We start from the raw sequence: 19,165 nt of genomic DNA on the forward strand, positions 1-19,165 counted from the left end.
CTTGAACGACGCTGTCTCTCGACGGCGGGAGGAACTACTTTGCGGCCTCGGCGTCAGCCTTCTTGGCAGCAGGCTTCTTCGCGGCAGGCTTCTTCGCGGCCTTCGGAGCCGCAGCGGCCTCGACCTGGACGGCCGGAGCGGACGTGTCGGCGGGCAGCGAGTCCTTGGCGACCTTGACCAGCGCGGCGAAGGCGTTGGCGTCGGAGACGGCCAGCTCGGCCAGCATACGGCGGTCAACCTCGACCTCAGCGGCCTTGAGGCCCTGGATCAGACGGTTGTAGGTGAGGCCGTTAGCGCGGGAGGCAGCGTTGATGCGCTGGATCCAGAGGCGGCGGAAGTCGCCCTTCTTCTTCTTGCGGTCGCCGTAGCTGTACACAAACGAGTGCAGCAGCTGCTCTTTGGCCTTGCGGTACAGGCGTGAACGCTGTCCACGGTAGCCCTTTGCGCGTTCGAGGATAACCCTGCGCTTCTTGTGGGCGTTGACCGCCCTCTTCACACGTGCCACGTGCGTACTCCTTCGAAAATTCTGATCCCAAGCGTCTACTGCCGGAAACCCGGCCGGCCTGAGAAGCCTTTTTGGTAGTGGACCGCCGCCAGGTGGCTATCGGTCCGTGAACTTGGAACTTAGATGCCGAGCATCTTCCGGATGACCTTGGCGTCGCCCTTGAAGACGATCTTGTCGCCGGCGAGGCGGCGGGTCAGCCTGGAGGACTTGTGCTCGAGGTAGTGACGGCGGTTGGCCTGCTGGCGGCGCAGCTTGCCGCTACCGGTCAGCTTGAAGCGCTTCTTAGCACCGCTGTGGGTCTTCATCTTCGGCATGGGAACCGATCTCCTTACGTATCCGCAGACGGGTCTGCAGTCTTTCGTGCAGCCACCCCTGCGGGCGGCGTGCTGGTTGCCTGCTGCCGGACATTGCGGTCCGGCAGCCGTGAACTAGTTGGTCTTCTTGCTGCCCGGCTTGGCGGCGGCCTTGGGAGCCGCCGGCCGTGCGGCAGGCTTCGGCGCCGCTGGACGCGGAACCGGCTTTGGAGCAGCAACGGGCTTCGGTGCCGCGGCAGGGGCGGCCTTGTCAGCCTCGGGGGCCTTAGCGGCAACCGGGGCCTTCTCGGCGGCCTTCGGCGCTGCGGGCGCCTTGGCTGCTGCCGGCTTGGCAGGGGCCTTGGGAGCCTCAGCCTTGGGGGCTTCACGCTTCGGGGCGGCCTTGGGCGCCTTGGCGGCCTGCTGCTTCGGCGCTTCCTGGGCGGGAGCCTTCGCAGCCGGCGCTTCCTCGGTCTGAGCCTCGGCGGCCGGGGCCTCCGTGGCTGCTGCTGCTTCGGCCGGAGCTTCCGTCGCCGGTGCCTCGGCCGCGGGGGCCTCGGTCCGGACCTGGTAGCCCTCCGGAAGAAGATCGGCGAGCGACTGCGTCAGGGGCGCCTCGGGGCCGGACGTGTCAACGCGGCCACCACCTGTTGCCTTGGCTTCGTTCTCGGCCTTGGCTTCTGCGCGCTGCGTTGCACGGCGGGCCTCTGCCTTGGCTTCTGCCTTGTTCTTCAGCGGTCCGACCACCATGACCATGTTGCGGCCGTCGATGCGCGGGCTGGACTCCACAACGCCCACTTCGGCGACGTCGTCAGCGAAGCGCTGGAGCAGGCGGATGCCCATCTCGGGGCGCTGCTGCTCACGGCCGCGGAACTGGATCATGGCCTTGACCTTGTCACCGGCGCCGAGGAAGCGGAGCGCGTGGCCGCGCTTCGTCTCGTAGTCGTGGGTGTCGATCTTCAGGCGGAAGCGGATTTCCTTCAGGACCGTGTTGGTCTGGTTCTTCCGGGCTTCGCGTGCCTTAACGGCCGCTTCGTACTTGTACTTGCCGAAGTCCATCAGCTTGCACACCGGAGGCTTGGCCTGCGGTGCAACTTCAACGAGATCAAGGTCGGACTCGGCAGCCAAACGCAGGGCATCCTCAATACGGACAACGCCTACTTGTTCGCCTGCAGGGCCGACCAGCCGCACCTCGGGGACGCGGATACGCTCATTGATTCTTGGCTCGCTAATGTTAAAGCTCCTGTGTTCGTGAGGGGTATTCCACCGGAAATAAGAGAAGGCCTCCCATTGCCGGAGCAATCGAAGGCCTCGAAGACCGGAGCTGCCTGCCTCTGATGAGAGACGGCATACACCCTGCCAGGCTGGCGCCCGGGAAGAATGCCCGACCAGGTACCCGGCAACCTTGCTTCTTGCGAAGCTTCCCGAAGGAGAGCGGCTGACGCGGGTGGGAGAGAACTCCGCTTGCAAACTGAAAGCCAATTCTACAGAAAGATACCCGTTCAGCGCACGCAGGCGCTGGCGGGTCTCTGCCTTGTTTCTCAACATCTGCAGAAATAACGACATTCAGTCGGTCTGTGACAAGCTTACCAGCATGAGCACTTCAGACAGTAATTCACACGTTTACCAGCCGGCGGACGCGCAGGGCGATGTCTCCCAGCAGATCCGCGACATCTCCGAGGTCCCCGCGATCGAGGTCATTACCACCGCCGCCGTTCACCTCATGAGCGCCGCCGCCGTGAAGCTTGGCCTGGCCGCCGAGGACAACGCCGAAGAGCTCAAGGACCTGGACGAGGCACGCAAACTGATCACGGCCCTGGCCGGGCTGGTCACCGCCGCGGCCCCGGAGATCGGCTCCCAGCACGCCGGACCGTTGCGCGACGGACTGCGTTCCCTGCAGCTGGCCTTCCGCGAGGAATCCGCTATCCCGGATGCGCCGGGCAAGGGCCCGGGCGAGAAGTACACCGGCGCGGTTAATTAGTCGCCGGCGCCTGCCCGGCAGGGTAGCGCGGCAGCAGCCAACGACGACGGCGGCGGCCGGACCACAGCGGTCCGGCCGTCGTCGTCGTTAAGACGTTTCCCCGGCGGGGGCGCTGCCGGCGAAGCCCAGGGCCCGCTAGGCTGCGGCGAGCCGGCGCCGGCGGCGGTGCTGCAGGACCAGGCCGACGACGCACAGCACCACGCCGGCCAGCCCCACGGAAATGAATCCCGCGCCCGGTCCCACGCCGTCGATGAAGAGCCCGGCCAGCGGGGCGCCGAGGGCCACGCCGCCGGTGAGCGCCGAGCCGTACCAGCCCATGGCCTCGCCGCGGCGGCCCTCCTCCACCAGTTCCGCCACCTTCTCCGACGCGGCTGAGAGCACCGGGGCGCAGAGCAGGCCCGGCAGCAGCGACAGCAGGGCCAGCGTCCAGGTGTCCTGCGCGAACGCCATGGGAAGGGTCAGCGCAGACATCCCCAACAACAGCAGGACGGGCGACACGGGCCGGTGCATGGCGCCGTAGACCAGGCCGCCCAGCACCGAGGCCGCGCACCAGAACAGGAAGACGATGCCGATTTCGGCCTGGTGGCCGCCCGTCTGCAGGGCGGCGACGATTCCGACGTCGGTGCCGCTGAGCACCATGCCGGCACCGGCGGCGACGGCGAAGACCGCCGCCACGGCGGCCGTGAACCAGGCGAAGTTGTGGCGGACCTTGTGCCGCAGGCTGGATCCGCCCTGCCGCCGCTGCTCCGCGGCCGCCAACGGCGCCAGCTCGGCCGCGGCCTCCTGCAAGTGGGCGGGCGCCGCGGCGACCAGGGCGGTCTCCGCGCCCTCCTGCTGGCATGCCTCGAACGCCGGATCCGGGGCCAGGCCGGACACGGCGCTGCGGGTGGGCGGGTTGATCCACATGAGGAACAGCCCGGAGAGCGAGGTGGCGACGCCGACCACGGTGAGGCCAAGCACGGAGTAACCCGCGGTGGCGACCAGGGCGCCGGCGGCGGGGCCGATCATAAAGACCAGCTCGGTGCTGATTGCATCCAGGGCGAACGCCGTCCGGCGCCGCTCACCGGTGGCGAGAATGCCCAGCGACTGGCGCACCACACTGAAAATCGGCAGCGTGAGCAGCCCGCCCACGAAGACCAGCGGCAGCAGCAATTGGTAGCTGACGTGCGGCACGATCGACCAGATGACCGTCTCGGAGACGACGGACGGGATCAGCGCCCGGCGCAGGCCGACCGTGTCCACGCGGCGCCCGCGCCACGGGGCGCCCACGGCGATGCCGATTGTCATGACCGCGGCGGCCGCCCCTGCGGCGGCGTAGCCCTGCCCCAGGCTCAGGACAATGTGCAGGGTCAGCAGCACCCCGGCGGCGGAGTGCGGGATGCGGGCAACCATGCCCACGAGCAGGAGGTTCCTGATGGGCCTCACGGCCAGCAGATCCCGGTAAAGCGCGAAGTTCACGAAACTGCATTCCTTTGTGTACTGCCCTCGGCAGCACCGGAATGTCTCCGCGCCGGTTCCCGGCTACTGTGCTGCGCGCTGCAACTTGATTTCGATCGAGTCGACCCGTTCGGCGAACGTGTCATTCCGGGCCCAGGCGTCGTTGAGTCCGGCGACGATGGACTGTACCGCGGCGGGGTCGAGCCCGTCTTCAAGGTACAGCACCACGCGGAGCTCCGGGCCCGCGCCACCGCCGGGAAGCTGCCGGCCGCCGGCCTGCGCCGAGGCAACGCCGCCGCCGGGATGGATTTCCACCCGGCGCAGCGCGGGAACGCCGGCCGCGGCAGCGCCCACTGCCTCCGCCACCGCCGGGTCGCTGTAGCTGGGTAGCCAGGCGTGCTGCCGGGCCAGCGCCCAGACGGCGGGACGGCGCACCACGAAGGTGGTTGCCGAGCCTGGATCCAGCACCAGCAGTTCGGCGCCCTCGGCGACGGCGGACAGGGCGGCGCGGGCGGCGTATACCGCCACGGGCCGGGCCGCTGCGTGCCAGGCGGCGAGGGCCTCGGCCGAGGTGAAGACCGGCAGGGCCGTCCTGCCGTCCGGCGCCTTGAGGGTCACCAGGGCCATGTCAGCCTGCTTGTCGCCGTGCACTTCGCCGCCGTGCGCGCCTGCCACGGCGTCGCCTTCTTCGGCGAGGCTGGCGAGGATGGGCACAAAGACGCGGGCGGACGCCAAGGACGCCACCACGGCCGCCTCGTCGCCTGCGCCGGACGCGAGGTCCGCCAGCGCCGCGAGGTAGCCGGCGTCGGCGGCGCCGTCGTCGTCCTCGAAGTTGTGGATCCTGGCGTCCTCGCCGCTGAGGCTGCGCCCGGCCCAGGGCTGCCCGGCGGAGTCCGTCGCTCCGCCGGCGCCGGCGAGGGCGGCAGCGATGTGGCCGGGCAGGGGGCGGCCGCCGGGCTCGGTGGTGTGCTCCATGGCTGGGGCGTGCCTAGCGGCGGCCGGCGGCGTCGAGGGCTTCGGGCAGCGTGAAGTTGCCGTTGTAGAGGGCCTTGCCGACGATGGCGCCCTCGACGCCGAGCGGCACGAGTGAACGCAGGACTTTGAGGTCTTCGAGGCTCGAGATGCCGCCTGAGGCCACGACGGGCTTGCCGGTCTTCTCCACCATCTGGCGCAGCAGCTCGACGTTGGGGCCCTGCAGGGTGCCGTCCTTAGTGACGTCGGTGACGACGTAGCGGGCGCAGCCGGCTTCTTCGAGGCGGCCTAGGACCTCCCAGAGATCGCCGCCTTCCTTGGTCCAGCCGCGGCCGGCGAGGGTGGTGCCGCGGACGTCGAGGCCGACGGCGATCTTGTCGCCGAAGCGCTCGATTACCCGCTGCGTCCATTCGGGGTTCTCCAGCGCCGCGGTGCCCAGGTTCACCCTGGCGACGCCAAGGTCCAGGGCCTTTTCGAGGGATTCGTCGTCGCGCAGCCCCCCGGAGAGCTCAACCTTGATGTCCAGCCGGCCGACGACCTCGCGCAGCAGTTCGGCGTTGGACCCGCGGCCGAAGGCGGCGTCGAGGTCGACGAGGTGGACCCATTCGGCGCCCTGTTCCTGCCAGTTCAGCGCGGCTTCCAGCGGCGTGCCGTAGCTGGTTTCGCTGCCGGCCTCGCCCTGGACCAGGCGCACGGCCTGGCCGTTGACGACGTCGACGGCGGGGAGCAGCTCGAGTACCGGCAGTGGGGTTTCGGTGGTCATCGGAAGGTCCTCACGGTGTTGGGGCGGCGGGTCGGGGAAAGGGTGCGCGTTTTGCGGGCGGTCAGTTGCACGGCAGGGTCAGTTGCACGGAAGGGTCAGTTTCCCGGCAGGGTCAAGAGCCAGGCAGCCAGCAGCGCCATGCCGGCCAGGACGTAGAACACGACCTGGACCCACAGCGGACTTTTCTGCTGCCGGAAGGACAAGGCACCGCCAACCAGCAGGCCGGCGAGGCCCATCAACACGATGGACCACATCTAGGCGGTCTGTTCCGGTGTAGCGGTCTGTTCCGGTGCGGCGGGCTGGCCGGTACCGGCCTTGGGGCCGCCGCGGAGGCTGTCCACCCAGTTGCGGAGCAGGCGCGCACCTGCGTCGCCGGACTTTTCCGGGTGGAACTGGGTGGCGCACAGCGGGCCGTTTTCGACCGCGGCGATGAACGGGGCGCCGTGCTCGGCCCAGGTCACCAGCGGGGCGGCCATCCGCGGCTGGATCACGTCGAAGTCCCAGTGCTGGACACCATAAGAGTGCACGAAGTAGAAGCGTTCGTTTTCGACGCCGGCGAAGAGCCGGGAGCCCTCCGGCACGGTGACCGTGTTCCAGCCCATGTGCGGCACGACCTCGGCCGGCAGGAGCTCGACCTTGCCCGGCCACTCCCCCATGCCCTCGGCCACAGTGCCGTGTTCCACGCCGGCTTCGAACAGGACCTGCAGTCCGACGCAGATTGCGAGCACGGGCCGGCCGCCAGCGACGCGGCGGCCGATCATGCGGACGGCGTCGACGGCCTTGAGCTCGTTCATGACAGTTTCGAACGCACCGACGCCGGGAACGACAAGCCCGTCCGCGTTGAGCACATCCTCGGGCTTGGAGCTGAGGATGACCTCGGCCCCGGCGCGTTCGAGGGCGCGGACGGCGGAGCGGACGTTGCCGGAACCGTAGTCGAGCACGGTGACGGTGGGCTTACCCTCGGGCGAGACCGGCTTCCTGCTGGCGTCGGGGTTGATGATGGCCCCGTCCCGGAGCACCTTGCCGGTCACAGCGCGCCCTTGGTGGAGGGGATGCCCTCGACCCGCGGGTCCGGCTCCACGGCGGCGCGCAGTGCACGGGCGAAGGCCTTGAACTGGGCCTCGACGATGTGGTGCGGGTCCCGGCCGGCAGTGACGTTCATGTGCAGGCAGATCCCGGCGTGCAGGGTGATGGCCTCGAAGACATGCCGGGTCAGGGAGCCGGTGAAGTGTCCGCCGATGAGGTGGTACTCCTGACCGGCCGGTTCGCCGGCGTGCACCAGGTAGGGACGGCCGGAAACGTCGACGACGGCTTGGGCCAGCGCCTCGTCGAGCGGGACCGTGGCCTCGCCGAAGCGGCGGATGCCGGCCTTGTTGCCCAGCGCCGTGCGAAGGACCTCGCCGAAGGTGATGGCGACGTCTTCCACGGTGTGGTGGACGTCGATGTGGATGTCGCCGGTGGCCTTGACCGTCATGTCGATCAAGGAGTGCTTGCTCAGCGCGGTCAGCATGTGGTCGTAGAACGGCACGGAGGTGCTGATGTCCGAGACGCCGGTGCCGTCCAGGTTGATCTCGACCAGGACGGAGGATTCACTGGTGGTCCGCTCCAGGCGTGCGGTCCGGGCAGCGGCTGATCCGGTGTTGCTCATGTGGGGTGTCCTTTGGATGAGGCGGGCGCCCGGCGAACGGGGCGGTGTGCGTGGGTCCTGGCTTAAGTCTAGGCGGACTGCACTTCGTGGCCGGTCAGGATCCGTTCGAGGGCTTCCAGAAACGCTGTGGTTTCCGTCTCAGTTCCGGCGGTCACGCGCAGGTGGCCAGGGATGCCGACGTCGCGGATGAGCACGCCGGCGTCCAACAGCCCCTGCCAGGTCTCGTGCGGGTTCTCGAGGCCGCCGAAGAAGACGTAGTTCGAGTCGGAGGCGGCGGGCTTGAGGCCCATCCGGGTCAGCTCCATCACGATCCGGTCGCGCTGGCGCTTGATGTCCTCGACGTCGGCCATCAGTGCCACCCGGTGGCGAAGGGCGGCCAGCGCCGTCGCCTGGGTGATGGCGGAGAGGTGGTACGGCAGCCGGACCAGGCGCAGCGCATCGGTGACCTCCGGGGCCGCTGCCATGTAGCCGAGCCGGGCCCCGGCCAGGGCAAAGGCCTTGCTCATGGTGCGCGAGACGATGAGCCGCTCGCGGCCGGGCAGCAGGGTCAGGGCGCTGGGCGTGCCGTCGTGGGCGAACTCGTGGTACGCCTCGTCGACGATCACGATGGTCTGGCTGGCTTCGCCGGCTTCGTAAACGGCCTCGACGACGTCGAGCCCCAGGCCGGTGCCGGTGGGGTTGTTCGGTGAGCAGAGGAAGACGACGTTGGGCTTCAGCTCCCGGACCTGGCGGGCTGCCGATTCCGCGCTGAGCCCGTAGTCCTCGGCGCGGACCCCGACGATGTATTCGGTGTCCGTGCCGGCGGCGAGCAGGGGGTACATCGAGTACGTGGGCGGGAAGCCGAGCGCGGTGCGGCCCGGGCCGCCGAAGGCCTGGAGGATTTGCTGCAGGACCTCGTTCGAACCGTTGGCTGCCCAGATGTTGCCGGCGTCCAGGCCGTGGCCGAGGTACTCGGCGAGGGCTTCGCGCAGTTCGGTGAACTCGCGGTCCGGGTATCGGTTCAGTCCCGCCGCGGCCTCCGTCACGGCCTCGGCGATGGCCGCGCGGACGTCGGCCGGGACGCCATGGGTGTTCTCGTTGACGTTCAGCAGGATGGGGACATCCAACTGGGGCGCACCGTAGGGGCGCAGTCCCCGCAGATTGGTCCGGAGGGGCAGTCGGTTGAGGCGCTCTAGCTGGTCAGTCACCTGCCCAGTTTAAGTGAGACCGGCCCCGGCCCCGAAACTGTGACCGTCCGGGGCCCTCCGGGGCGGCCGACGGCAGCCTTCCAGGGGTGGTCTATTTGGCGGGTACGTAGAGCTGCTGGCCGGGGATGACCCGCGCGGCTTCGAGGTTGTTCAGCTGCACGATGTCGGCGACAACGTCGCGGGGGTCCCGCTCCGGGGCGACTTCACCGGCGATGGCCCAGAGCGACTCCCCCGGCTGGACCGTCACCGTGACGGTCGGTGTGAGCGAGAGCTCCGCGGCCGAGTCGGCGGCCTTGGCCGGGGCGTTCAGGAACCCGGCCAGGGAGAGGACCAGGGCGGCCAGCAGGATCAGCGGCAGGCCGAAGAAGACGAAGCGTCCGCGGCGGGTCAGCCTCAGCGGAGCCTGCCGGGAGGCAGCAGCGGGTGCCGCCTCCTGGGCGGGAGCGGAAACGGACGAACCGGAAATAGCGCTTACTGCTGACATGAGCTGAGCCCTCCTGGACTTATCTGTGCCGCCCGGCGTACTCCACGTACCTGCCGCCAACCGGCCGAACCATCGAACGCATTACCTTCGATCGCGAACCCTCGAACACGAAACTTCGAACACACCGCCGAATCCTAAGAACCGGCAAGGCTTCGAAACTTCGAACACATATTCGAACTTCGCTGTTTCTGTTTTAGCACTTATGAACGAACATTGTCGAGACTCGCTAGAACAAATGTTTGAAAAACCCTGGCGGCTGCCCTACTTTTGAATCACAGGACAACCACTTGGGTTGGTCAGCAACAGTTGATCAGCGGGGTCTGACATTGTTCGGACCGAACGGTCCCGGCAGCCACGGCAGCCGGGCGGAATGGAAAGGCATGGCGAACATGGCAGCACAAGCCGCCGGCGGGAGGGCCGCGCAGCGGAGCCCCCAGACCGGCCGGGCGCCGAAGAGCCTTACCGTCCGTCAGAAGAAGATCCTGGAGACCATCCAGCGTTCCGTGACAGACAACGGCTACCCGCCCTCTATGCGCGAGATCGGCGACACCGTCGGGCTGGCCAGCCTTTCCAGCGTCACCCACCAGCTCTCGCAGCTGGAAAAGCTCGGCTACCTGCGGCGTGACCCCAAACGTCCCCGCGCCATGGAAGTGCTGATGCCGCTGACCCTGGACGAGGGTGCCACCACGATCTCCGGCGTGGAGAAGTCCAGCGGCCTGCGCGCCGTCGGCGGCCAGGCAGTCGCGGAACTCGCCAGCGCCACGGACACCGCGATGGTCCCGTTTGTCGGCCGTATCGCCGCAGGCGGCCCGATCCTGGCAGACCAGGTGGTGGAGGACGTGATGCCGCTGCCGCGCCAGCTGGTGGGCCACGGTGAACTGTTTATGCTCCGGGTGGCCGGTGATTCGATGATCGACGCCGCCATCTGCGACGGCGACTGGGTCGTCGTCCGGCGCCAGAACGATGCCGTCAACGGCGACATCGTTGCCGCCCTGCTCGATGACGAGGCCACGGTCAAAACCTTCCGCCAGCGCGACGGCCACACCTGGCTGCTCCCGCAAAACACCCAGTACGAGCCGATCCTCGGCGACCATGCCGTCATTATGGGCAAGGTCGTCTCGGTGCTGCGCTCCCTGTAGTCTCCCGCGCCGGCTTCCCTGCCACACCCCTGCCAGCCAGATCCCACCGGCAGCTCGAAGGCCCCGTCCGCAGTTCCGGACGGGGCCTCCTTGCGTTCCCGCCCGGTTGTTGGCACCGCGACGGCGCGCGGGGCCGCCGCAGCCGCGGGAACCCGGCCCCGCCGGCCCCGGGGCGTGGAAGAACCGGGCGGGAACGCCAGCGCCGGCCTCGGGTACTCCCGTCGGCGCGGCCTCCGGCTACTTGGCGGGTTGCTGAGCCTGTACCTTTGCCGGGGTCGCCTTGCTGAGGCGCTCGAGGGCTGCCAGCGCCACCGACGGGTCGGTGGTGGGCCAGAACGGCGGCAGCGCGGCCCGCAGGAACGCGCCGTACCGTTCGGTGGACAGCCGGGAATCGAGGACCGCCACCACGCCCTTGTCCGACGTCGAGCGGATCAGCCGTCCGGCTCCCTGGGCGAGGCGGATCGCTGCGTGCGTCGCCGAGACGCTCATAAACCCGTTGCCACCGGACTGGGCCACCGCCCGGGAGCGGGCCGTCATCAGCGGATCATCGGGCCGCGGGAACGGGATCCGGTCGATCACCACGAGGCGGCAGGAGTTTCCGGGCACGTCGACGCCCTGCCAGAGCGACATGGTGCCGAAGAGGCAGGTGTCCGGCTCATCGGCGAACTGCTTCACCAGCGCGGTCATAGTCGATTCGCCCTGGCAGAGTATGCTCAGCCCCAGCCGGGGCCGCATCGCCTCGGCCGCCTCCTCGGCGGCGCGCCGCGACGAGAAGAGGCACAGGGCTCCGCCGCCGGAGGCGCGGATCAGCTTCTCAAGCTCGTCGAGGGCTTCCGGAGAGGTCCCCCGGCCCGGCTTGGGCAGGTGCTTGGCGACGTAAAGGATGCCTTGTTTGGGATATTCGAAGGGGGATCCGACGTCGACGCCGGTCCAGCTGGGTGCGCCGGGGCCCACCAAGCCGAGGCCTCCGGCTGCCGGTTCGAAGGCCGAACCGATGGCCAGGGTTGCCGAGGTGAGCACGACGGTGTGGTCGGCGAACAAACCTTCGCGCAGCCGCCCGGCAACGCTGAGCGGAGCAACGTTGATCAGGGCGGGCGCGGACTCATCCGGCTGCGAGTAGCCCTGTTGCGGGTCAAAGCTGCTGTTGCGGGAGAACCAGACCACTTCCCGGTTCTCCTTGGCGGCCAGGAGCCGTTCGCAGAGCTCCAGGATCACCATCAGCCGGGACCGCGCGAGCTGCCGGCCGCCGTCGGCGGTGTTGGCGCTGTCGCCCTTGGAGTCCGAGAGCGCGGCGCGGCAGGCGTCTCGCAGCTGGTCGACGCAGTCGAGTTGTTCGCTGTTCAAGCCGTTGGGCATGAGTCCGCTGGGAACCCCCTCGATGGCGAGTTCGAGGTTGGACGCAGCGTTGTTGAGCGCGTCCACGGTGATCCCGGTGTGTTTGCGGGCCCCGGAGGCGGCGGCGTGCACCATGGCCACGGACAGTTGGCCGGACACGGCACCGGTGACCCGGTCCTGGAGTTCGTGCGCCTCGTCGACCACCACTACGTCGTATTCGGGCAGCACGGCGAGGCCCTCGAAGGCGCTGACGGCCAGCATGGCGTGGTTGGTGACCACCACGTCGGCGTCGGCGGCGTTTTGCCGGGCCAGTTCGGAAAAGCATTCGGCGGCGAGCGGGCATTTCTGCGCGCCCAGGCACTCCATCGAGGTGACGGAGACCTGCCGCCAGGCGCGGTCGGTCACGCCCGGCATCAGCTCGTCGCGGTCCCCCGTCTGCGTCTCCTCGGCCCATTCGCGGAGCCGGACGACCTCCTTGCCGAGCTGCGAGGAGGGGCCGCCCATCGCGGCGGCGAAGTGCGGCACGGAGGTGTCCTCGCCGAGGGAGAACAGCTGGCCCTCGGACGGTTCCTCGGACGGGAAACCGCCTTCGAGTTTGTGGCGGCAGACATAGTTTGAGCGGCCCTTGACCAGCGCCACCTTCACCGGCCGCTCCAAGGCCGGGGTGATGGTCTTGAGCAACCGGGGCAGGTCCCTGCCGACAATCTGGGTCTGCAGTGCCAGGGTTGCGGTGGAGACCAGGGTGGGCTTGTCGCTGACCAGTGAATGCGCGATCAGCGGAATCAGGTAGGCCAGCGACTTGCCGGTGCCGGTGCCGGCCTGGACCAGCAGGTGGTCGCCGGTGTCGATCGCGCGCGCCACTTGCCGGGCCATTTCGTGCTGGCCGTCGCGGCTCTGGCCGCCCATCCCGGCGACCGCCCGGTCGAGCAGTTCAACTACGAACTGCTCGCCGGACGTGCCGTTTTTCGGCTTGCTTCTGGACGGGCTGCTCTTGGACGGACCGCTCTCCGACGGCGCGGCCGCCCCCTCGGCCACCGCTGGTTCAGTCATTGCTGACGAAGGCATCCAGTTCGGCCGCGAGCCCCTCGCGCACCATCACCACGGCGCGGGTGCCGGTCTCCTCGTGGTCGAGGCTGATGATCTCGGCATCGGTCTCGTGCAGTTTGCTGAGCAGGTCCCCGCGGTTGTACGGGATCATCAGTTCCAGCTTCACGCTGGGCCGCGGGATGCCCTCGCTGATGGCCTTGAGCAGCTCCGGGATGCCTTCCCCGGTGCGGGCCGAGACCACCACGTGGCGCGGTTCGCGCTGCTTGAGCCGTTCGATCACAAACGGGTCGGCGGCGTCGGCCTTGTTCAGGACGATGATCTCCGGCACCTTGCGGGCGTCAACTTCGCTGAACACGGTGCGGACGGCCGCGATCTGGCCCTCCGGGTCGGGGTGCGAGACGTCGACGACGTGCAGGATCAGGTCTGAATCGGCAACCTCCTCCAGGGTGGAGCGGAACGCCTCCACCAGCTGGGTCGGCAGCGAACGGACGAAACCCACGGTGTCGGCGAGGGTGTAGCCCAGCCCGTCGGAGGTTTCAGCCTTGCGGACGGTCGGGTCCAGGGTGGCGAACAGGGCGTTCTCCACCAGGACACCGGCGTCGGTCAGACGGTTCAGCAGCGAGGACTTACCTGCGTTGGTGTAGCCGGCGATCGCCACCGACGGCACGGCGTTACGACGGCGGTTGGCCCGCTTGGTTTCCCGCGCCGGCTTCATCGCGGCAATTTCGCGCCGCAGCTTGGCCATCCGGGTGCGGATCCGGCGGCGGTCCAGCTCGATTTTGGTCTCACCGGGGCCGCGCGAACCCATGCCTGCTCCGGCGCCGCCCACCTGGCCACCGGCCTGCCGGGACATCGATTCACCCCAGCCGCGCAGGCGCGGGAGCAGATATTCAAGCTGCGCCAGTTCCACCTGGGCCTTGCCTTCGCGGCTTTTGGCGTGCTGGGCGAAGATGTCCAGGATCAGTGCCGTGCGGTCGATGACTTTGACCTTGACGATGTCTTCGAGGCCGCGCCGCTGGGACGGGGCAAGCTCGGCGTCGACCACCACGGTGTCGGCACCGGTCGACATCACGATGTCCTTGAGCTCCTGGGCCTTGCCGGAGCCCAGGAAGGTGCCCGGGTCCGGCTTGGCGCGGCGCTGGACGAGCCCGTCAAGCACCTCGGACCCGGCGGTTTCCGCCAGGGCTGCCAGTTCGCGCAGGGAGTTCTCGGCGTCGCCCAGGGTGCCTTCGGTCCAGAGCCCGGCGAGCACCACGCGCTCGAGGCGCAACTGCCGGTATTCGACTTCGGTGACGTCCTCGAGTTCGGTCGACAGGCCCGCGGTACGGCGCAGGGCGTGGCGTTCCTCGAGGTCCTGCTGGTCGCCGTCGTAGCTGCCGTGTTCCTCGTCCAGCCGCGAAATCGCCTGGGCCTTGCCGAACACGGCCCTGGACTCACCGGCGGCCCCGGTGCCGGCACTGTGTCCGGCCTTCGGGGCGGGGGCGTCTTTGGAGAGGATCCGGTCGATGACTGCCTGGATTTCCGCAGGGCTCATGTCCTGCGCGGCTGAATCGGGTCCGGTGTTGGGCTGACTGGTCATGGTCTCCTTTGAAGGGTCTACAACTTCAGAATAGTGCTGTTCGGTGTTTCGTGGCGCGGTATTCGCGCTGGGCTGACGACTGGTGGTCATCCGTGCCTCCTGGGATGCCTGGCGGCTGCGTCGCCGCGGGCAGGACGGGCTCCGTGCCGGAGCGGTAAATGAGGAAGGGATCCGGCGTGATAACGCCGAGTGGCGGGGAGGTACTTTCCGTTCGGCGCTCCCGGGTCGACTGCTGCCGGGCACTGCCTGGTCCTAAGCCCTGCGGCTTCAAGGCCTGACTTCAAGTGGATCTGGCGCCGATAGCTGATGCACAGCATCATCGAGGGGCGCACTGAGCGGAAGGTAACAACCTGCGTCGCTGCGGGGACGGGCCTGCGGTAAGGAAGCGAAGGCCCGTGCCGGCTACTTGAAGTTCAAGATCATGTCTTTAAGACTAGCAGACCGTCCCTGCGCTCCGGCGCTGCCCGGCGGCGCCGGTTGCGGGCGCGGCGGGGACCGGTTTCCCGGCCGGTTTCCCATAGCGCCGGGGCGCCAACTAATCTGGCCAGTTATGGAGTCTGCACACTATTTCAGCGCCCAGCCCGCCGGGCCGTTCACCCGCAAGCCGCTGACCGTGGAGCTTGCCGGCGAACGCCGGCAGCTGCAGACGTCCTCCGGAATTTTCAGCCCGGACGGGATCGACAAGGGAACCGCGGTGCTGCTGGCCGACGTCCCTGCCCCGGCGCCGCAGGGGAACCTGCTGGACATCGGGTGCGGCTGGGGGCCGATCGCGCTGACCATGGCCCTGCGGGCCCCGCACGCCCGGGTCTTCGCCGTGGATGTCAATGAGCGCTGCGTGGCGCTGACGAACGAGAATGCCGCCCTGCTGGGGCTGGAGAATGTCACCGCCAGCACCCCTGGCGAGGTCGATCCGGAGCTGCGCTTCGACACGATCTGGTCCAATCCGCCCATCCGGATCGGCAAGGACGAACTCCACGCCCTGCTGCTGCTCTGGCTGCCCCGGCTTGCCCCGGGCGGATCGGCCTGGCTGGTGGTGCAGAAGAACCTTGGTTCGGATTCGCTTCAGCGCTGGCTCGCGGCGGAGCTGGACGGCAGCTTTACCGTCACACGCGAGAGCACCTCGAAGTCGTTCCGGATCCTGAAGGTCAGGAAAGCGTCCCGCTAGCGACGATCACCGCGGGTCCGCTGAGCTCCACGTGCTCGTGGCCGTCCGGTGACAGGAAGAACTTCACGCTGACGACGCCGCCCGGTACCGTGACGTTCCAGGCGTCCGGCGCGCCCTGGCCGGCCCAGTGCCGGATCGCGACGGCGGCGGCACAGGCGCCGGTCCCGCAGGACAGCGTCTCCCCCACTCCCCTCTCGTGCACGCGCATGGTGATGGTGCCGACGCCGTCGTGAACGAGCGGCTCGGACGGCACGACGAACTCGACGTTGGTACCGTGCGGCGGTGTCGGGTCGACCCGGGGCGCCTTGAACAGCTGCGTGGCGTCAAGTTCCGCGAGTTCGGCCAAAGCGACGACAGTGTGCGGGTTGCCCATGCTGACGGACAGCGCCGGCCTGGCCACCTCCAGCCCTTCGGCGCTGACCAGTGAATCCATGGCACGCGCGGTGGCCTCGCCCGGGAAGATGAACTCCCACGGCCCCATGTCCACGGCGTAGCCGCCCGCGGTGCGGACGACGGTCTTCATGCCGCCGCGGGTTCCGATGCTTAGCGACTCGCCGGCCGGCAGGTCGACGAGTCCCTCATTGATGAGGAAGTGGACAAAGACGCGGACGCCGTTGCCGCACATCTCCGACAGCGAGCCGTCAGCGTTGTGGTAATCCATAAACCACTCGGCCGCGGGGTGCTCGGCGAGCTGCTCCCGGCCTTCCGGGAGCAGCCGCGAGGGTACGGCGCGGATGAGTCCGTCGCCGCCGATGCCGCGGTGCCGGTCGCAGAGGGCCGCGACCTGTTCCGGGGTGACGGAGAGCGCGCCGTGGGGGTCTGCGATCAGGACAAAGTCGTTGCCGGTTCCGTGGCCCTTCGAGAACTTCAGGCCGGCGAGGGCGCCGGTGTCTGACGCGGGGTGGTCAACGGCTGCGGCAAGGGTTTCGTCCATGCTCCAAGGTTACCGTTCCGGCCGGGCCGGGACGGAACCCGCTGCCCGGAGGTAGCGGGGGTTCAACGGCGGGAGGCCGTGAGCGGCGGCTGTCAGCGGCGGAGCTTAGCGGCGGATCTCAGCCGCAGAGAGCCGTGGCCTTGGCCGCCAGCCCGGGGTCCTGCCAGTCGAGCCAGTTGATCCGGGGGTCGGCGCGGAACCAGGTGAGCTGGCGGCGGGCGAACTGCCGGGTCGCGACAATGGTCTCTTCGGCGGCCTGCGCCAGGTCCGACTCCCCGTCGACGACCCTGAGGAACTGCGCGTAGCCCAGGGCCCGGGAGGCGGTCCTGCCGCGGCGAAGCCCCAGGGCGTCGAGGCGCCGCACCTCCGCCAGCAGTCCCTGGTCCACCATCGTGTGGACACGGGCGGCGAGCCGCTCGCGCAACTGGTCGCGGTCCACGTCGAGGCCAATCTGCACGGCCGGCTGGAAGTACTCGCGGGTGGGCATAAAGGAGCTGAAGGGACGTCCCGTCAGCTCGAAGACTTCCAGGGCGCGGATGACGCGGCGGGCGTCGCCCAGGCGCCCCGCGGAGACCGGGTCCACGAGTTCCAGCCGTGCCCGCAGGGGCGCGAGGCCGGCCGCTTCCTCCTCGGCTTCGAGACGGCGCCGGATGGCGGGGTCGGTGCCGGGGAATTCGAGCACGTCCAGGGCGGCCCGCACGTACAGGCCTGAACCGCCGGCGAGGATGGCCCGCTTGCCCCGGGCATGGATGTCCGCGATCACGGCACGCGCCTGCTGCTGGAAGTCCGAGACGCTGGCTTCCTCGGTCACGTCGAGGATGTCCAGGAGGTGGTGGGGCACTCCCCTGCGCTCGGCCTCAGTGATCTTGGCCGTGCCGATGTCCATGCCGCGGTAGAACTGCATGGCGTCGGCGTTGACGACCTCACCGTCGAGGGTCAATGCGAGCGAGACGGCCAGATCGGACTTTCCGGATCCCGTGGGCCCGACGACGGCAATGACCTCCGGGGCGGATCCGGATGCGTTGGGATGAACCGGCGCGGCGGAACCGTCGGGTACGCCGGCGGTGTCGGAGCTGTCGTGTGGAGCGGAGTCGGCCACGGGCTAGCGGGCGCGGACTGGAAGGGTCGGCATGCCGAGCGAGACACCGGACGAGCCGCCGTTCCCGGCCGGGGCGGGGGCGCCGCAGGAATCGGCTTGGGAACGGTCCCAGGCATCGCCGGCGCGGGAGCGGCGCAGGCTGTAATCGTCCGCAGTCGCCGGGTCCGCGACGAGGTGGAACGCTGCGGCTTCCGTGATGGTCACGGTGACGAGGTCTCCGGGGCGGGGCGTTTCGGCGCCGTCGGGCACGGAGAAGTGCACCAGTCGCTGGTCCTGGGCGCGGCCGGAGAGGCGGTGTGTTTCCCCGGCTTTCCTGCCCGGCTGAGCGGTCACCATGACCTCGACGCGGCGGCCGAGCTGGCGGGCGTTCTCCTCGGCAGCGATCCGGTCCTGCAGGGCGGTGAGCCGTTCGAAGCGTTCCTGGACCACTGCTTTGGGCAGCTGGTCCTCAAGCTCCGCGGCCGGGGTGCCGGGCCGCTTCGAGTACTGGAAGGTGAAGGCGGTCGCGAAGCGGGACTTTTCCACGACGTCGAGCGTGGCCTGGAAGTCTTCCTCGGTCTCGCCGGGGAAGCCGACAATGATGTCGGTGGAGATAGCGGCGTGCGGGATCTTCTCCCGGACCTTGTCCAGGATCCCGAGGAACTTGGTGGAACGGTAGGACCGTTTCATCTCCCGGAGGACCTTGTCCGAGCCGGACTGCAGCGGCATGTGCAGCTGCGGCATCACGTTGGGGGTCTCGGCCATGGCATCGATAACGTCGTCGGTGAAGGCGGCCGGGTGCGGGCTGGTGAACCGGACGCGCTCCAGGCCGGGGATGTCGCCGCAGGCGCGCAGCAGTTTGGAGAAGGCCTGCCGGTCGCCGAACTCAACGCCGTAGGAGTTCACGTTCTGGCCCAGCAGGGTGACCTCGATGGCGCCGTCGTCGACGAGGGCCTGGATTTCGGCCAGGATGTCGCCGGGCCGGCGGTCCTTTTCCTTGCCGCGCAGCGCGGGAACGATGCAGAACGTGCAGGTGTTGTTGCAGCCGACCGAGATGGAGACCCAGCCGGAGTAGACGGAGTCCCGTTTGGTGGGCAGCGTCGAGGGGAACACGTCAAGCGATTCGAGGATTTCCAGTTGCGCCTCGTCGTTGTGGCGTGCGCGGTCCAGCAGGGCGGGCAGGGCGCCGACGTTGTGGGTGCCAAACACGGCATCAACCCAGGGTGCCTTCTTGAGGATGGTCTCGCGGTCCTTCTGCGCCAGGCAGCCGCCGACGGCGATCTGCATGCCCGGATTGGCTTCCTTCACCGGACGGAGGATGCCGAGGTTGCCGTAGAGCTTGTTGTCTGCATTTTCCCGGACGGCGCAGGTGTTGAAGACGACGACGTCGGCCAGTTCACCTTCGGAGCGGACGTAACCGGCGGCTTCAAGCATGCCGGACATCCGCTCGGAGTCGTGCACGTTCATCTGGCAGCCGAAGGTCCGTACCTGGTAGGTACGGACCGGGGCAGTCTCATCCGGCAAAGGGGCTCCGCCGGCGGCGGGGGAAGGAATGGTCAAACTCACCTGTTAAGGGTACCGGTTCGGCGCGGCCGCGTTCGCGGAGGCAGCTTTTCCG

19 protein-coding genes are annotated in these 19,165 nt (G+C 68.8%); 3 read left to right on the forward strand and 16 right to left on the reverse strand.

The window, feature by feature from the left end:
* Positions 1-34: 34 nt before the first annotated feature.
* From rplT to infC, 3 genes are all read right to left on the reverse strand, one after another.
* Positions 35-505, reverse strand: coding sequence for a 50S ribosomal protein L20 (rplT, locus tag ABIN76_RS11050; RefSeq protein ID WP_175323251.1), 471 nt, complete (start codon positions 503-505; stop codon positions 35-37).
* A gap of 119 nt (positions 506-624) precedes the next feature.
* Positions 625-819: a 50S ribosomal protein L35 gene (rpmI, locus tag ABIN76_RS11055; RefSeq protein WP_009358635.1), complete on the reverse strand. Its 195-nt coding sequence runs from the start codon at positions 817-819 to the stop codon at positions 625-627.
* A gap of 114 nt (positions 820-933) precedes the next feature.
* Positions 934-2,100 (reverse strand): translation initiation factor IF-3, encoded by a 1,167-nt coding sequence (gene infC / locus ABIN76_RS11060; RefSeq protein WP_346959762.1) that lies wholly within the window; start codon positions 2,098-2,100, stop codon positions 934-936.
* A 292-nt stretch (positions 2,101-2,392) separates the two neighbouring features.
* Here infC and ABIN76_RS11065 point away from each other — a divergent pair, with 292 nt between their 5' ends.
* Positions 2,393-2,779, forward strand: a complete 387-nt coding sequence (locus tag ABIN76_RS11065) for a DUF1844 domain-containing protein (protein WP_346959763.1) — start codon at positions 2,393-2,395, stop codon at positions 2,777-2,779.
* A gap of 135 nt (positions 2,780-2,914) precedes the next feature.
* Here the strand turns inward: ABIN76_RS11065 and ABIN76_RS11070 are convergent, their stop codons facing one another.
* The 8 genes from ABIN76_RS11070 to ABIN76_RS11105 form a co-directional block, all read right to left on the reverse strand.
* Positions 2,915-4,237, reverse strand: a complete 1,323-nt coding sequence (locus tag ABIN76_RS11070; protein ID WP_346959764.1) for an MFS transporter — start codon at positions 4,235-4,237, stop codon at positions 2,915-2,917.
* A 63-nt stretch (positions 4,238-4,300) separates the two neighbouring features.
* Positions 4,301-5,191 carry an SseB family protein gene (locus ABIN76_RS11075; RefSeq protein ID WP_346959765.1) on the reverse strand — a complete coding sequence of 297 codons (891 nt, stop codon included), beginning with the start codon at positions 5,189-5,191 and terminating at the stop codon, positions 4,301-4,303.
* A 13-nt stretch (positions 5,192-5,204) separates the two neighbouring features.
* Complete coding sequence (gene priA / locus ABIN76_RS11080) at positions 5,205-5,951, reverse strand: bifunctional 1-(5-phosphoribosyl)-5-((5-phosphoribosylamino)methylideneamino)imidazole-4-carboxamide isomerase/phosphoribosylanthranilate isomerase PriA (protein ID WP_346959766.1); 747 nt, start codon at positions 5,949-5,951, stop codon at positions 5,205-5,207.
* 95 nt (positions 5,952-6,046) lie between these two features.
* Entirely contained in the window at positions 6,047-6,205 is a 159-nt protein-coding gene (locus tag ABIN76_RS11085; protein ID WP_346959767.1) for a hypothetical protein, read from the reverse strand.
* Positions 6,206-6,982 (reverse strand): imidazole glycerol phosphate synthase subunit HisH, encoded by a 777-nt coding sequence (hisH, locus tag ABIN76_RS11090; protein WP_346959768.1) that lies wholly within the window; start codon positions 6,980-6,982, stop codon positions 6,206-6,208.
* Entirely contained in the window at positions 6,979-7,599 is a 621-nt protein-coding gene (hisB, locus tag ABIN76_RS11095; protein ID WP_346959769.1) for an imidazoleglycerol-phosphate dehydratase HisB, read from the reverse strand. The genes hisH and hisB overlap by 4 nt, the downstream gene beginning before the upstream one ends.
* Positions 7,600-7,667: 68 nt before the next feature.
* Positions 7,668-8,786, reverse strand: coding sequence for a histidinol-phosphate transaminase (locus ABIN76_RS11100; protein ID WP_346959770.1), 1,119 nt, complete (start codon positions 8,784-8,786; stop codon positions 7,668-7,670).
* Positions 8,787-8,877: 91 nt separating this feature from the next.
* The gene (locus ABIN76_RS11105; protein ID WP_346959771.1) at positions 8,878-9,270 is read right to left on the reverse strand and encodes a LysM peptidoglycan-binding domain-containing protein; all 393 of its coding nucleotides are present in this window, start codon (positions 9,268-9,270) and stop codon (positions 8,878-8,880) included.
* Between the two features lie 389 nt (positions 9,271-9,659).
* On the opposite strand from ABIN76_RS11105, the gene lexA reads away from it, so the two are divergent.
* The gene (gene lexA, locus ABIN76_RS11110) at positions 9,660-10,409 is read left to right on the forward strand and encodes a transcriptional repressor LexA (protein WP_346959772.1); all 750 of its coding nucleotides are present in this window, start codon (positions 9,660-9,662) and stop codon (positions 10,407-10,409) included.
* A 237-nt stretch (positions 10,410-10,646) separates the two neighbouring features.
* Here lexA and ABIN76_RS11115 read toward each other — a convergent pair whose 3' ends face one another.
* The gene (locus ABIN76_RS11115) at positions 10,647-12,794 is read right to left on the reverse strand and encodes an ATP-dependent DNA helicase (RefSeq protein ID WP_346959773.1); all 2,148 of its coding nucleotides are present in this window, start codon (positions 12,792-12,794) and stop codon (positions 10,647-10,649) included.
* Positions 12,787-14,370 (reverse strand): GTPase HflX, encoded by a 1,584-nt coding sequence (gene hflX / locus ABIN76_RS11120; protein ID WP_346959774.1) that lies wholly within the window; start codon positions 14,368-14,370, stop codon positions 12,787-12,789. The genes ABIN76_RS11115 and hflX overlap by 8 nt, the downstream gene beginning before the upstream one ends.
* Before the next feature lie 550 nt (positions 14,371-14,920).
* Between hflX and ABIN76_RS11125 the strand changes: the two genes are divergently transcribed.
* Positions 14,921-15,535 (forward strand): methyltransferase, encoded by a 615-nt coding sequence (locus tag ABIN76_RS11125; protein ID WP_346959775.1) that lies wholly within the window; start codon positions 14,921-14,923, stop codon positions 15,533-15,535.
* On the opposite strand, the gene dapF is transcribed toward ABIN76_RS11125, so the two are convergent.
* From dapF to miaB, 3 genes are all read right to left on the reverse strand, one after another.
* Entirely contained in the window at positions 15,516-16,469 is a 954-nt protein-coding gene (gene dapF / locus ABIN76_RS11130; RefSeq protein WP_346959776.1) for a diaminopimelate epimerase, read from the reverse strand. The genes ABIN76_RS11125 and dapF overlap by 20 nt on opposite strands.
* Before the next feature lie 118 nt (positions 16,470-16,587).
* Entirely contained in the window at positions 16,588-17,466 is an 879-nt protein-coding gene (miaA, locus tag ABIN76_RS11135) for a tRNA (adenosine(37)-N6)-dimethylallyltransferase MiaA (RefSeq protein ID WP_346959814.1), read from the reverse strand.
* Between the two features lie 105 nt (positions 17,467-17,571).
* Positions 17,572-19,107 carry a tRNA (N6-isopentenyl adenosine(37)-C2)-methylthiotransferase MiaB gene (gene miaB / locus ABIN76_RS11140; RefSeq protein ID WP_346959815.1) on the reverse strand — a complete coding sequence of 512 codons (1,536 nt, stop codon included), beginning with the start codon at positions 19,105-19,107 and terminating at the stop codon, positions 17,572-17,574.
* Positions 19,108-19,165 lie beyond the last annotated feature (58 nt).

Source organism: uncultured Arthrobacter sp., from assembly GCF_964021775.1.
Lineage (GTDB): Bacteria > Actinomycetota > Actinomycetes > Actinomycetales > Micrococcaceae > Arthrobacter.